Genomic DNA, 13,160 nt, shown 5'->3' on the forward strand with positions numbered 1-13,160 from the left:
TCTGTTAGCGGGGAGTCGCGTGGTTCGTACGCCGAGATCAGCGTAACCGAGTCCAAAAAGCCAGTTAGCGCTGAGACGCGCGAATTTGTCGGCAAGGCGCGTGAGGGTGTTCCTGGCACGACGTGGAGGTTTACGGGCTCATCCCAATCGGGGGTGTAGGAGTTGGGGTCCGAAGCCGCCGGTCTCGAGCAGGCTTCGGGCGATGTAGTTGGTCAGGTTGCGGAACCCGAGTGCCGAGCCGCGCAGGTGTTCGAGCCGTCCGTTGAGTGCCTCGGTCGGCCCGTTGCTGGTGCCGGGTCGTTCGAAGTAGGCGAGCACGTCGGCGGCTCGCTTCTTCAGGGTCCGGCCCAGGGTGGTGAGCTCGGTGAGCACCTTGGGGACGCCGGCGCTGAGGTCGGTGATCAGCTTCTCCATGAGCTCGCGGCCACGTTGCCGGTCCTCGTGGCGATAGGCGGCGATCATCCGCTGGTAGACACCCCAGGTCGCCTCGACCTCGACGTGAGCGTCATCAACGAACAGCGCGCGTAGCCTGTCTCTCTGCTTGTCGGTGAGCAGGTCCGAGCCGGTGTGCAGCGTGCGCCGCGACTTGTAGAGCGGATCGTCCCTGAACCCACGGTGCCCGTGGATCGCGAGTTGGACCCGGCGCCGGCACCTGTCGAGGGCGTCACCGGCCAGGCGCACGACGTGGAAGGGATCCATCACCGTGACCGCGTCCGGGATCTCCTCCGCAGCGGCGGTCTTGAACCCGGTGAAGCCGTCCATCGCGACCACCTCGACCGCGTCACGGAAGGCGTCGTCGCGGTCGGCGAGCCAGGTCTTGAACGCCGCCTTCGACCGGCCCTCGACCATGTCCAGCAGCCTTGCTGGGCCGGCGCCATCGCGGACCGGGGTGAGGTCGATGATCACGGTGACGTACTTGTCGCCACGCCTGGTGTGGCGCCAGACGTGCTCATCGACGCCAATCACCTTCACGCCCTCGAACCGCGTGGGGTCGTTGATCAGCAGCCGCTTGCCTTCGGCCAGGACCGCGTTGTTGGCGGTGTCCCACGCGACCCCGAGTCCCTCGGCGACACGGGCGACGGTGAGGTGTGCGACCACGATCCCTTCCAGCGCCCACCGCAGCCCGGTGCGCGAGAGCTTCGCGCGTGGCTCCGCCGCGGCGCTGGTGTCTTGGCGCCACACGTGTCCGCAGTCTGCACAGCGGTAGCGGCGCACTACAACTTCCAGCACGGTCGGTCGCCCGCCCAGCGGCTCGTGGGCCAACCGCCGGATCACGGTGTCACGAGCGGCGCCTTCGCTGCCGCACCGTCGGCACCACTGATCTGGTTCCACCACGCGGCACGCGAGGACCGCACGATCCGGTTCAAGTCGTTGCCCGATCACGCTCAGACCGAGGCCGTCGAGTCGAGCGAAGGCGGTCAGGTCAGGGCGGCCGAAGCCGGGCGGCGGGGTAGCGTCGGGCACGTCGAGGTCTTTCCGATGGATGGCGTAGGAACCTCCATCGTCGGGAGACCTCGACGTCTATCTGCGGACCGACTCGGCGGGGCGCGATCGTCTCGTGCGTTGGCGGACTACGGGAGCTTGGACGCGAGGACGTCGGCCGCCAGGATCTCGGGTGCTGCGCCGAGGAGGTGCTGGTTGGCCATCAGGGCTGCGACGATGGCGCCGTTGGCGTGGGCGTCTCGAGCGGCTTCGTCGGGGAATGCATCGAAGATCCAGAAGGTGTCGGCGTGGGTCCTGACCGCGAACCAGACAATCGTTCCTACTTCTTCGTTGGCGAGTGCGACAGCGCCGGCGAGCAGATCGGCGAGCGCGTCGTGCTGTCCATCGGCCGCGACGATCTTGGCGACGAAGGCATACGGAAGTGATGCGGGTGTGGACATGAGGGACTCTCCTTGACGTCGGGGTTCTTCGTGGGACGAGTTCAGCATATGACGAGCGAGGGCCGGTGGGGAGTGGCGTATACGGCAGTATTGCTATTGTTTACGTCATGCGTATCGGACTGATCGCGATCGACGGCTGCTTCGGTTCGGCTATCGCGTCGATCATCGACATCGTGCGGGTGGCCGACGGAGCCCGCGGCGATGTCGACCCGCGGATCGACCCGATCGAACTCGCCATCCTCGGACCGAAACGGCGAGTGACCACGACGGCATCGATGACCCTGTCGGTGGACCACCCGCTGCCGGAGTCCGGAGAGTTCGACGTGGTCGTCGTCCCTGCGCTTGGAACCCTCACGGCCGCCGCGACCCACGACGCCCTCCAGAGTCGAGATGCTCGTTCGGTCATCGCCTCACTCGGGCGCCTCGACGACGCGACCACCCGGATCGCCGCGGCGTGCACCGGCGTGTTCGCCGTCGCCGAGACAGGACGGATGCATCATCGGCGGGCGACGACCAGCTGGTTCCTGGGGCCGGAGTTCCGGAAGCGCTATCCGACCGTCGCCCTCGATCTCGACACCATGGTCGTGGTCGACGGGAACCTCGTCACCGCCGGCGCCGCCTTTGCCCACATCGACCTCGCGCTCTCACTCGTGCGATCGATCAGCCCCGACCTGGCCCAACATGTCGCCAAGCTCCTCATCATCGACGAGCGCCCGTCGCAGGCGGCTTTCGTCGCCTACGAACATCTCCGGCACGAGGACCCGATCGTCGTCGAGTTCGAACGCTTCGTGCGCGCCCGCCTGGACGAACCGTTCAACGTCGCCTTCGTCGCGCAGTCGCTCGGCACCAGCCGGCGCACCCTCGAACGACGAGTCCGTGCGGCGCTCAACCTCACTCCGCTCGGCTTCGTCCAACGGCTTCGCACCGAACGAGCTCGACACCTCTCAGCAACCACGGACCTCACCTCCGCCGAGATCGCGCTACGGGTCGGCTACGCAAACGCCGAGACTCTGCGCTCCCTCCTGCGCAGGGAGCGACGCCGTTCCTGACCTATCGCCATGCCTGTAGCTTGTGTCCTAGCGCTCGGTTGGAACCACCTCTCAGCACGTCGCGTCGACGCTCCTGCGTCGCCCCTGGACTACCCACTCGACATGCCCGCAGCACAGCCCATGTGACGTGCCCCGGCTTCCCGGACGGTCGGGGTTGGGTGGCTGTGATGTCGCTGCGTTCTCGTCGAGAGGGTCAGCAGACCCGATCAGAGCCGATTGGGATGAGCCGCGAAGGCGGTTAGGTCAGGGCGGCCGAAGCCGGTCGGCGGGGTAGCGTCGGGCACGTCGAGGTCTTTCGGATGGATGGCGTAGGAACCTCCATCGTCGGGAGACCTCGACGTCTATCTGCGGACCGACGCGCCCGGCCGACCTACACCTTCATCTGGGAAGAGCCGGTTTACGACGGAGAAAGCGGAATGGAAGGGTCGGGATGGCGAGCGGTCGGTTGAGGTTCCGGAGGGGATGGCGTGGCGGCCGATGGGGAACGACGTCGAGGACATTCGTCCGCGGACGCGGTGTGTGTACGACTGCCAGCCGACTGCGACCCCGGCGCCGCCGGTTCCGGAGGTGGAACCATCGGCGGCTGCGGTGGATATCGAGCGTGAGGTGGCGCGGTTCGTGCCGAAGGACGGACGGATCAGCTCGGATCCGGACGGGGTCGCGGTCGTGGGGGAGCGGACGCGGCTCACCGCACGGGTCGACGCGGTCACACGGGACGCGGAGATCCTCGGCCGAGACGTTCGCGTGCGGTTCGAACCCCTCCGATTTGTCTGGACCATCGGGGGTGAACGCCGCGAGACCGAGGCGGCAGCCACGGATTATAGCTTCACGGAGCGTGGCAGCGAGACCGTTCAGGTGACACCGGGATATCGGGCCTCGCTCGACGCGGGTGACGGGTGGCGGGAGCTCCCCGGTGTCGTCGACGGCCCCGCACTCCAGACGACGCTTCGGGTCGTGGAGGTCCGGAGTGTCAACGTCGGGGAGAGCTGCGACGACGACCCCGACGGCCCCGGCTGCTGACCCCGCCCGCGCCCCGCCTGCCCCCGGATCGCCCACAGCTCAGTGACGCTCCGCGACGTTCCATGACACGGCCGGGTCCCGCTGTGACAAGGTGGAACGGTGAGCAGACCCCCCGCCAACCCCACACCGCACCACGGCGGCGACGGCGACGGCTGGGTGACCTCCCCCGACGGGCAGACCAAACGCTGGGGCCGATACGGCGCATCAGGGACCCTCGCGCACGACCCCGACCGCGGCGTCCTCCTGCAGCACCGCGTCGAATGGAGCCACTTCGGCGGCACCTGGGGCATCCCCGGCGGCGCACGCAACAGCGACGAGACCGCCCTCACCGGGGCCCTCCGCGAGGCCGCCGAAGAAGCCGGGCTGCCCGCCGGCCACGTACGGCCCCGCGGCGAACACCTGCTCGACCTGGGCTGGTGGTCGTACACCACCGTTCTCGCAGACGTCGTCCGCCCCTTCGAACCGGTCGTCGCCGACGCCGAAAGCCTCGAACTGGCGTGGGTACCGCTCGCCGACGTCACCACCCTTCCACTGCACCCGGGCTTCGCGGCGAGCTGGCCCCAACTCACCCCGCACCTCGGGCAGCGCGCCCGCCTCATCGTCGACGTCGCCAACGTGCTCGGCGCGACCGGCAACGGCTGGTGGCGGGACAGGGCCGGGGCGAGCAGCCGACTGCTCCAACGGATCGCCGCCCTCAGCCTCACCGGCGTCACCGCCGAGCTCGCCCCCGCCCCACTGACCAGGTATTGGCCGGAGACGGTCACCGTCCTCGAAGGGCAGGCGCGGTCTGCCATCGACCCCAGCCGGCCGGACCGCGGCGACGGAGAGTGGCTGTCCGCACCGCTCCGGGTCGTGCGCGCCGAACGGGACGGCGACCAGGCCATCGTCGACGAGGTCGGGCGAGGCGGGGGAGCGGGCACCGTCGTCGTCACCGCGGACAGGGAACTGCGTGACCGCGTCGGAGCGCTCGGCGCCCGGACGGTCGGCCCGCGGGCACTGCTCGACCAGCGGCCCGCCTAGGTTCCGCGACTCCGCGGAGACCGAACGCTAGAGCAGCCCGCCGTACCCGGGCCCGAACCGGCGCCGCCGGCCGGTCACGAACACCGCAGCCACGACGAATGCCACGGCGGCGAAGAGGGTGCCCGCGACGAGCACGCCGTCGACCCCCGGGCCGGCCAGCAGCGCACCGCCGAGGGCACCGCCCGCGGCGATGGACAGGTTCCACGCCGTGACCAGGAGCGCCTGCGCGGAGTCCGCCGCGGTACCGGCCACTGTGGCGGCCACGGTCTGTATCACCGAGGCCATGCCGCCGAACACCAGCCCCCACAGCACCGCGCCGACCTGAACGGGCACGAGCGCGCCGCCGCTGAGCGTCAGCATGAGCAGCGCGATCGCGACGCCGCCGGTCGCGGTCAGGAGCTGGGGGAACAGGAGGCGGTCCAGGAAGCGCCCGGTGAGGAACACGCCCGCGACGGAGGCGACCCCGAACACGGTGAGGATGAGGCTGCGCTGCCCGTCGGCGTTCCACGCGGCCAGGACGGGGGCAATGTACGTATACACCGTGTTGTGGCCGACGACGACGAACGCCAGCACCGTCAGCACGGCGAGGACCGCGGGGATCCGCAGCGCAGCGCCGATGCCGCTGCCGACTCCGGCCGCCGACCCCGGCGTGTCCGGCAGCACCCGCCACGCGGCAAGGAACAGTACGACCGCGATCACGCTCATGATGCCGAAGGCCAGACGCCACCCGGCGAGCTGGTCGAGCGCGGTCCCCGCGGGCACGCCGATGGCCAGCGCGAAGGTCCCGCCGGACAGCGCCACCGACAGGGCCAGGCCCTGCCGTCCGGCCGGCGCGATCCGGCGCGAGTACGACGGCAGGATCGCCCAGACCAGGCCCGCCGACATGCCCGCGACGAAACGGGCGGCGAGCAGGAGCGGGAACCAGCTCAGCAGCGCGGTCGCCGTGTTCGCGACGAGGAACAGTGCGATCGTGCCGAGCAGCACGGTGCGCCGCGACAGCCGCGCGGTCGCCCGCGACAGCGGCACGGCCGACACGACGCAGCCGAGGGCGAACAGCGTGACCGTCAGCCCGAGCTGCGACGGGGTCCGGCCGAGCTCGGCGCTCATCTCCGGCAGCAGCCCGGCCGGCAGCGTCTCGGTCAGCAGGGTGACGAAGCCGGTCAGAGCCATGATCGCCAGGGCGGCCAGGGGGAAGCGGTCCGGGCTGGGGGTGGTCGAGGCGTCGGAAATGTCGGGGTGCTCGGGGCGTCCGGAGGTGCCGCAGGGGGGTGTCGATGTGCTCACCCGATCACTGTCGCCGATTGACATCAGTGTCAGGGCAAACCGGAATGGGGCGGGGCGAGGCGGCGTTGCGATCGGTGACGAAGGGGAGCGCATGCGCATCGGAGAGCTCGCGGATCGGACCGGCAGCAGCCCGCGGTTGCTGCGCTACTACGAGGAGCAGGGGCTGCTCAGCTCCGGCAGGGACGCCAACGGCTACCGCGTCTACGGCGATGGCGCGGCCGGCCGGGTCCAGCAGATCCGCGGGCTGCTCGAGTCGGGCATCCCCACCCGGATCATCCGCGACATGCTGCCGTGCCTGCGCGCGGGCGAGCTCCTGCTCGACACGCCCAGCCCCGACGCACTGAGGCGGCTGACCGAGGTGAAGGAGGCGCTCGAGCGGCGGATCGCATGCCTGAGCCGAAACCACGCGGCGATCAGCGCGTACCTGGCGGCCAGCGTCGAGGGAGACGGTGGGGATCCGCACCGCGTGGACAGCGATGAGAACGGGGAGCAGGGGCTGCGGAGTGCGCGGGAGCCCACCGTGGTGGGGGTCGAGGCGCACTGAGGCAGGGCGGCGCGATGTATGTCCCGAGCGCACACGCCCGGTCGCCGTCTCGGCGGCGCTGCGGACTCAGTTGGGGAGCCGGGCGATGCAGGGAGTGGCGGGAGATGCCGGGAGTGACGGGCGATGCTGGACGGGGCCGAACCGCAGCTCCGTTAGCGAGCAGGAAACCCCATCCGCTGCGGACGCGCCCGGGACGCCCGTGGTCGGCGACGTCCCGCCGATCGGCTATAGTGGGGGAGTTGTCCAACGACAACGGGCTGTGGCGCAGCTTGGTAGCGCACTTGACTGGGGGTCAAGTGCGGTAGTGGCTGGTTCAGCCTGAAAAGTGAACAACGGGATGTGGCGCAGCTTGGTAGCGCACCTGACTGGGGGTCAGGGGGTCGCAGGTTCAAATCCTGTCATCCCGACAGAAAAGCCCAGGTGAGAGCATGTTTCTCGCCTGGGCTTCGTCGTTTCTGCGGTCCTCTTCGGAGGGGTTTATGGAAGCATCCCGCCAGTGAAGGCTGATGCCCTTCGAGACCCCCAGTTGCGACTGTTGTGACGAGCCGGGACCTGGCCGGGACCTGGAGCCCGTTTTCACTGCGATCCGCGACCGTTTCATCGCCCGGGTGCGGCTGTCCGACGGTTCTTGGTAGGAGCCTCGCGGGTGGCGTTTTCTTGTCCGTCAAGGAACGCATTCGCGCGAGCGGCAGCGTCGGTGAGGTGTCGGGTGTCGGGGTGCAAGTAGCCGCGGGTGGTCTCGATGGACTTGTGCCCGAGGATGCCTTGGAGGACGTGGAGCGGGATGCCGGCGTCGGCGAGCCAGGTTGCTCCAGTGTGCCGGAGCCCGTGCCGGGTGAGGCTCGTCAGTTCAAGATCGGTGACGAGCTGATCCCACTTCGTCGCGTCCCTGACGGAGGCGGTAGTGAGCACCCCGCCGCGGGGTCCGGTCAGTAGTCGTTCCTCGGGCTCGCGGTCGGCGGTCAGGCGCTCAAGCACGGGGGTGAGCGCGTGCAGGATGGGGACGTGTCGGATGTCTCGTCCCTTGGTCTGTTTGGTGACGAGGCCGCCTGCGCCTGGGTAGGTTTGGCGGCGGATCGTGACGATCCGTTGATCCCAGTCGATGTCGCCGACTTGAAGGCCGGAGATCTCGGAGCCGCGGGCGGCGAGGAGCGCGCAGAGCATCACGAAGTCGGAGTAGCTCTGATGCGCCTCCCCACATCGGTCTGCCAGCGCCGAGAGGGTCGCGAGGTCTTTGAGCGCGTGGACGCGCGGTGACTGGTCGTCTTCCTTGAGGTTGAGGGCTGATTTCCCGAGGGAGCGTCTGGACCGGTTGCGGGCGGGGTTGCTGGGGAGGAGGTCGTCGCGGACGGCTTCGTCGAGGACGCGGACGAGGGGTGCGATGGTGTTCTTGATGGTTGACGCGGAGTGCTGGGTTTCCCACTGGTCGATGGTGCGGTCGATCATCCCGGCCGTGATCTGCGACAGTGGCAAATGTCCGAGGGCGGGGAGGACGCGGAGGCGGAGTCCGAGTTTGTAGCCGTCGACGGTGGAGGTCGGGTCCAGGCCTCGCTGCCATCGGTCGCCGATCATCTCGACGTAGTCGGAGAACAGGATGCGTTTGTCGATCCCGAGTTCGGCGGAGGCCTGCAGGTACTGGAAGAACTCTTCGGCGGCGTTCTCGTTGGGGACGACGAGCGCGCGGGTGACGCGTTTGCGGGTGTGGGGGTCGATCCAGCGGGCGCGAGCACGGATCCCCGAGGCACGGTGCTCGAGATCGGTGGTGACCTTCACCCCGATCGGCGGCACCGGCAGAGGTGCGGTCGGTTCAGGCGTGCTCATCGGTGCCGAGGGAGGCGAGCCAGCGCTCGACCTGTTCGATGCGGTACCGGGTCACGCCACCGATCCGGATGAACGGGGGTCCTTTCTTCTCGGCCCGCCACCGCGACAGAGTTGATTCCGATACCCGCAAGAACGCCGCAATTTCACGACTATCCCGCAACGGTGAAGGGAGGATGTCGCCGGTCTGTTCGGTCATGACTGCTCGCTCCAATCGATGTTCACGATCTCCCGGATCGTCGCGTCCTGCTCCGCAATCCGGGCCTTGACCTGCTCCTCTACGAACGCGAGGAAATCGTCCGTGCGCTGCGCGACGGGGCGTTCGGTGGTGTCGGGTTCTGTCCAGTCTTCGGCTTCGCCTCCTGGCCACACTGTGATGCGGGTGGGTCGGTCGCGGTCAAGGCGGGTGCCGGAGATCGTGACCCAGTCCCGCAATCGCTCCCGGGCGACACTGAAGTCGTGGTGCCAGGCGAGGGCTTGGTTGCCTTTGGCTTGTGGGTCGAAGCAGAACAGCCAGTGCTGGCGCAGGGCGGAGAGTTCCCAGAGGAGTTCGGGGTGGCGGTGCCACATCGGCGGGACAATTTGTGCGGGGATGCCGTAGGTGTGGCGGAGCCAGTCGACCCATCCGTTCAGATCGAGGAGCTCGTGCTCGAGGTCGGCGGGTGGGAGGGTGCGCCAGTTGATCGGGCGTGCCACCGCGGTGAGCGACTTCGCCAGGTCCGCCTGGAACGTTTGCTTCGCGAACTGCTTCGCTTTCTCAGCGACGTCTGCGGGGAGCCCGGACAGGTCAATCCCATCGAAGTCAGGCTCCGACGCGGTCGAACCCGCGTCGGACAGATCGGTGTCGGGCAGGCCGGGTGGGGCGGGGTTGTTGGTGGTCATCAGAAAACTCCCGGGACGTGGCGAGACGAAGAAGGAGAGCCGCGAAGGATGCGGCGAAGTGAAGGGAGGCGGGTGTGGCGACCAGACGGAGGTGGTGGGGTTGCTGGTCGCCGCCCCCGCGGCTTATCGGGCCACCGCGTCGCGCTGCAAAGACGCAGCGTTGGTCGCGGCGGGTGGTTCCGGGTCGAGCTGTGCTTCGCGCTCGGCGAGGGCCTGCTGCACCTGTTCCCGCACCGCGGCCTCCTGCTGGGGGGGTTTCTCGTTCGGGCGGGGTGCGGTCGACGGTGTAGCGGGTGATGTTGTTGTCGTGTCCGATCCGGGACGCGACGAACTGCTCCCGTTCGGTGCCGTCGCTACTGGTGTAGGTGCGGGTCTCGCCCTCGGCGAGGAAGTTGTCACCCTTCCGGAACTGCTCATGCGCGAGCTCCGCGGAGCGCCGGAACATCACCAGGTCCGTGAACGTCGGCTCCAACTGGGTGAACGTCCCGTCGTCTTCGACCCGTGCCTGCGGCTGCCCGATCCGGGCGTAGAGGCGGGCGTCGCCCTTGCTGGTGAACGTCAGCTCCGGGTCGGACGCGACGAACCCCGAGAGGGATTCCTTCGTGCGAATAGTCATCGTGATATCTCCCAACATCTCCATGTCAATCCCGCAGCCGCGGGCTCACCAGACAGGTACGACCACCAACCCCGGCCGCCCCGCCCGCTGCTACCGGGCACCGCCCTGGAGCGCCTGCTCGACCTCACCCCGGTCCGTGCGGAGTTGTTTCGTATCGGCCCGGGACGGCCACGGGCGCAGGTTGGTGATGATGGGGCGGGCGGTGCGGAGCATCACGACGCCCGTGCCGAACGGAAGCGTGCGGAGGACGTCGGGTGGCAGGATCGGCACCCGCCGGATCGACCGCTGCGACGAGTGCGCCCCATACGCATCCGTCGTGACAGAGTCGGTGGTCTCGTCGCGGTCGCCGATCAGAGTGGAGAGGTCTTGCAGGTCTCGGCTATTGGAGGCTCCGCCGAGGATGATTTTCACGATGGAGGCGTCCCAGATCGCGTTCGCCTGATTCTCACCCCACTTCTCCCGCGCCTGAGCGAGGGACTGCAGCACCGGGAGCGGGGTGATGCCGGTACCGCCGCCTTCCGCCATCAACGTCGGCAGACTGGGCAAGGGCGCGAGGTTCCCGATTTCATCCAACGCCAGCAGCAGCGGCGGATCCATACGTGCGCCGGGCGACCGGGCGGCGATCTTCCTCGCCGTCTCAACGAGGTCCTCGATGAACGCCGCCACCAGCGCCGACGACGCCCCACCAGCCCCCGCTCCCGTGGCCAGGAGGTAGAGCGTGCCGTTGCCGAGAAGAAACGCCTCCGGATCGAACTCCTCACCCGGCCCCGGCGACACCGCGTCCAGGACGCGAGGGTCGGCGAGCGCCGAGAACGCGAGGGACACACCCTGCCAGATCGAATCCCTCGTCCGCGGGTCTGCCTGCACCATCGCATCCAAGGAGTCCGCCCATCCCTCCGCAGCTCCCGGATGCGAGGAGAGGATACGGACAGCGTCGGCAGCGAGAGTCGGGTTCAGCGCCCACTGATACAGGGTCTTCGCATCCCTACCGTCGAGGGCGGCGGCATGGAGAAGGGTTTGGATCGCGGTGGTGGTCTTCCCTTCCCAGAACCCGGCGTCCTGGACCCCGCCGAACCTTGTGGCGGTGGCGAGGCCCTTCGCGCGGATCATCGCCGTCAGCGGGTCCTGGCAGCCCCGCACCGGCGACCACCGCATCCCCGCAGGGAGCCCTGGGGCGAGCTGCTGAGGGTCGAACACCGCGACCTTCCCCTTCTTCCCGCGTGCCTTCAACGTCGCGGCGAGGTTGTCCGGGCGGGTGCTGGTGGTGATGACGGCGCCGGGTGCGTCGAGGATCGCGTTGATCACCACATGCAACCCCTTCCCCGAGCGGGGTGGGCCGATCAGCAGGATCGAGTCTTCAACCGTCGCCCACACCTGTCCACCCTTCCCCGTGCCGAGGAGATACCCGACGTCTCCCGGCGCCGGCGTCCCGGTCAGCGAGGGCCGCAACGTCGCAGCCTTCTTCACCAATGCCTTCGGTGACGCGACCCGGGCGACCTCGACCGCGGTCGCCGTCCCGGCAAGGCGGTGCGGGTCCGTCTTCGACCGGGAACGGTGAACCGCCCGAACCAAAAAGAACCCCGCTGTTCCGAGCGCACCGAGGAACACGGTGACGACTGCCCAGTAGACGAAGGGGTTCAGGCCTTCCGCGCCAAGCGCCGCACCCGGGTCTGCGGGGGTGGCAAGAACGCTGATCCCGGAAGCGAAACCCCCGGACGGTTCGGGCAGCCCGGTGAGGAACGCGGCCACGGAGCCTGCCACCCGCAGCAGCCCGGTGAACACGGCGGCGGTGATGAAGGCTCCGAGGGCGAGGTTGATGAAGAGGTCGTTGGCGGGTTTCGCCTGCACAGGACCAGACATGTCGGCACCTTCCTGACCCTGAAGAAGACAAACGCGCGGGGTCAGGACAACAGGTACGACGGCGAGCGGATAAGCGGGCGGTCAGTCGATCCGCTGCACCGAAGTGGTGCCAGAGATCCGCCCCAACAAGATCACCTCACCCGTCGCGCGAGGGGTCTCGCCGCGGTCGACGAGCGCGCGGGCGGAACCGGTCGGGCCTGCGGAGCTGTGCCGGAGGATCAGCGCGAGGGCGACGTCTTCACCGGGGACGAACCCGTCCGCGGTGAACTCCAGAAGGCTCGGCAGTGCTACCAGTGCGGGTGCGGCGTCTTCTGGTGGAGCGAACGGCGACCGCGGCTCCGGCGCAGGTGGCGTAAGGATGTCTGCGTGGACGCTGCCGTCCATCTCTCGCACCTCCACCCGGGTTGGTGATCCGAAGCGCCCGACGAGCTTCGTCACCGTGGCTGTGATCTCGTCTCGGCGGATCGGGGTAGCGGCAAGGCGGTTACCGTTCACGGTCACGACAAGAGTGTCCGCGTTCACGGCTTCGAGGAGAATCTGCGGCAGCACCGCAGGCACCACCAACCCCGATTTTGGGGCCACGGAATGTGTCTGGTTGCTGTTCTGGCGACGGCGTCGAAGGGTCATGCCAGAAAGGTGCGACCCGGCCCCGAACGCCCCGCCCCGTCACCAACGACGGGTTCAGTGGTGAGGGCTTCCTCCCGCGCAATGAGCTCGCACAGCGCGTCCGCCCACCCGCTCGTGATGTGCAGCAGCGTCTCGTAGTCCGCGGAGGCGACTTCACCCTCCGAGAGTGTCACCCACGGCCAGCTCCCATCCGGCTGTGGAAGCTGCGCTTCGGATGCCCACGTCCAGGACACCGGGACACGGTCTTCATCGGACCAGTCGACCCCGGGCGGGTACTGCTCCTCGATCGCGAACCGCGGCGAGGAGCTGTGTAGGGGATACAGCGCGAAATGCCCGGCTCCGAACGTCTCCGGATCCTCATACAACAGGATCAACCGGTCCTGCGATTGCTGCTCGATCCGCTGCAACCCGTCATCAAGCGCCATCATGCTCCGCACCAGATCCTCCTCCGACGCCCCGCCCGAATGACCCGGATCCGAGTGTTCCGGGGCGGGTCCGTCTAGGTGACGTCCCGCTGAGTGGTGGAGTTTCCTCAACACCGTGCGGGTCAGTGCTTT

At 68.5% G+C, this 13,160-nt stretch carries 14 protein-coding genes and 1 tRNA gene; 5 read left to right on the top strand and 10 right to left on the bottom strand.

What is annotated here, in order from left to right:
* Nucleotides 1-138: 138 nt before the first annotated feature.
* Both FM119_RS04560 and FM119_RS04565 read right to left on the bottom strand, forming a co-directional pair.
* A complete protein-coding gene (locus FM119_RS04560; RefSeq protein WP_087136508.1) occupies nucleotides 139-1,464 on the bottom strand; it encodes an ISL3-like element ISPfr2 family transposase in 1,326 nt (441 codons plus the stop codon).
* Nucleotides 1,465-1,571: 107 nt separating this feature from the next.
* Nucleotides 1,572-1,883, bottom strand: coding sequence for a putative quinol monooxygenase (locus FM119_RS04565; RefSeq protein WP_003941073.1), 312 nt, complete (start codon nucleotides 1,881-1,883; stop codon nucleotides 1,572-1,574).
* A 107-nt stretch (nucleotides 1,884-1,990) separates the two neighbouring features.
* On the opposite strand from FM119_RS04565, the gene FM119_RS04570 reads away from it, so the two are divergent.
* The 3 genes from FM119_RS04570 to FM119_RS04585 all read left to right on the top strand — a co-directional run bounded on the left by FM119_RS04570 (nucleotide 1,991) and on the right by FM119_RS04585 (nucleotide 4,972).
* Nucleotides 1,991-2,932: a GlxA family transcriptional regulator gene (locus tag FM119_RS04570; RefSeq protein ID WP_087136509.1), complete on the top strand. Its 942-nt coding sequence runs from the start codon at nucleotides 1,991-1,993 to the stop codon at nucleotides 2,930-2,932.
* Nucleotides 2,933-3,409: 477 nt separating this feature from the next.
* A complete protein-coding gene (locus FM119_RS04580; protein ID WP_143822626.1) occupies nucleotides 3,410-3,952 on the top strand; it encodes a hypothetical protein in 543 nt (180 codons plus the stop codon).
* A gap of 99 nt (nucleotides 3,953-4,051) precedes the next feature.
* Nucleotides 4,052-4,972, top strand: coding sequence for an NUDIX hydrolase (locus FM119_RS04585; protein ID WP_087136511.1), 921 nt, complete (start codon nucleotides 4,052-4,054; stop codon nucleotides 4,970-4,972).
* Nucleotides 4,973-4,999: 27 nt separating this feature from the next.
* Here FM119_RS04585 and FM119_RS04590 read toward each other — a convergent pair whose 3' ends face one another.
* Nucleotides 5,000-6,256, bottom strand: a complete 1,257-nt coding sequence (locus FM119_RS04590; protein ID WP_121657633.1) for an MFS transporter — start codon at nucleotides 6,254-6,256, stop codon at nucleotides 5,000-5,002.
* Between the two features lie 91 nt (nucleotides 6,257-6,347).
* Between FM119_RS04590 and FM119_RS04595 the strand changes: the two genes are divergently transcribed.
* Nucleotides 6,348-6,800 carry a MerR family transcriptional regulator gene (locus FM119_RS04595; RefSeq protein ID WP_087136513.1) on the top strand — a complete coding sequence of 151 codons (453 nt, stop codon included), beginning with the start codon at nucleotides 6,348-6,350 and terminating at the stop codon, nucleotides 6,798-6,800.
* A gap of 333 nt (nucleotides 6,801-7,133) precedes the next feature.
* Nucleotides 7,134-7,207: transfer RNA gene (locus FM119_RS04600), tRNA-Pro, on the top strand.
* Between the two features lie 190 nt (nucleotides 7,208-7,397).
* On the opposite strand, the gene FM119_RS04605 is transcribed toward FM119_RS04600, so the two are convergent.
* The 7 genes from FM119_RS04605 to FM119_RS04635 form a co-directional block, all read right to left on the bottom strand.
* Nucleotides 7,398-8,621: a tyrosine-type recombinase/integrase gene (locus FM119_RS04605; RefSeq protein ID WP_087136514.1), complete on the bottom strand. Its 1,224-nt coding sequence runs from the start codon at nucleotides 8,619-8,621 to the stop codon at nucleotides 7,398-7,400.
* Nucleotides 8,608-8,817, bottom strand: coding sequence for a helix-turn-helix transcriptional regulator (locus FM119_RS04610; RefSeq protein WP_087136515.1), 210 nt, complete (start codon nucleotides 8,815-8,817; stop codon nucleotides 8,608-8,610). Before FM119_RS04610 ends, FM119_RS04605 begins: the two co-directional genes overlap by 14 nt.
* Nucleotides 8,814-9,500, bottom strand: a complete 687-nt coding sequence (locus FM119_RS04615) for a hypothetical protein (protein ID WP_087136516.1) — start codon at nucleotides 9,498-9,500, stop codon at nucleotides 8,814-8,816. The genes FM119_RS04610 and FM119_RS04615 overlap by 4 nt, the downstream gene beginning before the upstream one ends.
* A complete protein-coding gene (locus FM119_RS04620; protein WP_338065657.1) occupies nucleotides 9,421-10,140 on the bottom strand; it encodes a single-stranded DNA-binding protein in 720 nt (239 codons plus the stop codon). Before FM119_RS04620 ends, FM119_RS04615 begins: the two co-directional genes overlap by 80 nt.
* Nucleotides 10,141-10,206: 66 nt before the next feature.
* Nucleotides 10,207-11,976 carry a type IV secretory system conjugative DNA transfer family protein gene (locus FM119_RS04625; protein ID WP_087136517.1) on the bottom strand — a complete coding sequence of 590 codons (1,770 nt, stop codon included), beginning with the start codon at nucleotides 11,974-11,976 and terminating at the stop codon, nucleotides 10,207-10,209.
* A gap of 81 nt (nucleotides 11,977-12,057) precedes the next feature.
* On the bottom strand, nucleotides 12,058-12,603 hold the full coding sequence (locus FM119_RS04630) for a hypothetical protein (protein ID WP_143822627.1): 546 nt from the start codon (nucleotides 12,601-12,603) through the stop codon (nucleotides 12,058-12,060).
* Nucleotides 12,600-13,160: hypothetical protein (locus tag FM119_RS04635; protein ID WP_218778722.1), on the bottom strand; the 561-nt coding region annotated here is incomplete at its 5' end. The genes FM119_RS04630 and FM119_RS04635, both read right to left, overlap by 4 nt.

Source organism: Mycetocola reblochoni REB411 (assembly GCF_900163835.1).
GTDB lineage: Bacteria > Actinomycetota > Actinomycetes > Actinomycetales > Microbacteriaceae > Mycetocola_B > Mycetocola_B reblochoni.

Coding starts and splice junctions, on each gene's coding strand:
- FM119_RS04565 (WP_003941073.1), bottom strand. CDS start 1,883: ATGTCCACACCCGCATCACTTCCGTATGCCTTCGTCGCCAAGATCGTC.
- FM119_RS04570 (WP_087136509.1), top strand. CDS start 1,991: ATGCGTATCGGACTGATCGCGATCGACGGCTGCTTCGGTTCGGCTATC.
- FM119_RS04580 (WP_143822626.1), top strand. CDS start 3,410: ATGGGGAACGACGTCGAGGACATTCGTCCGCGGACGCGGTGTGTGTAC.
- FM119_RS04595 (WP_087136513.1), top strand. CDS start 6,348: ATGCGCATCGGAGAGCTCGCGGATCGGACCGGCAGCAGCCCGCGGTTG.
- FM119_RS04605 (WP_087136514.1), bottom strand. CDS start 8,621: ATGAGCACGCCTGAACCGACCGCACCTCTGCCGGTGCCGCCGATCGGG.
- FM119_RS04610 (WP_087136515.1), bottom strand. CDS start 8,817: ATGACCGAACAGACCGGCGACATCCTCCCTTCACCGTTGCGGGATAGT.
- FM119_RS04615 (WP_087136516.1), bottom strand. CDS start 9,500: ATGACCACCAACAACCCCGCCCCACCCGGCCTGCCCGACACCGATCTG.
- FM119_RS04620 (WP_338065657.1), bottom strand. CDS start 10,140: ATGGAGATGTTGGGAGATATCACGATGACTATTCGCACGAAGGAATCC.
- FM119_RS04625 (WP_087136517.1), bottom strand. CDS start 11,976: ATGTCTGGTCCTGTGCAGGCGAAACCCGCCAACGACCTCTTCATCAAC.
- FM119_RS04630 (WP_143822627.1), bottom strand. CDS start 12,603: ATGACCCTTCGACGCCGTCGCCAGAACAGCAACCAGACACATTCCGTG.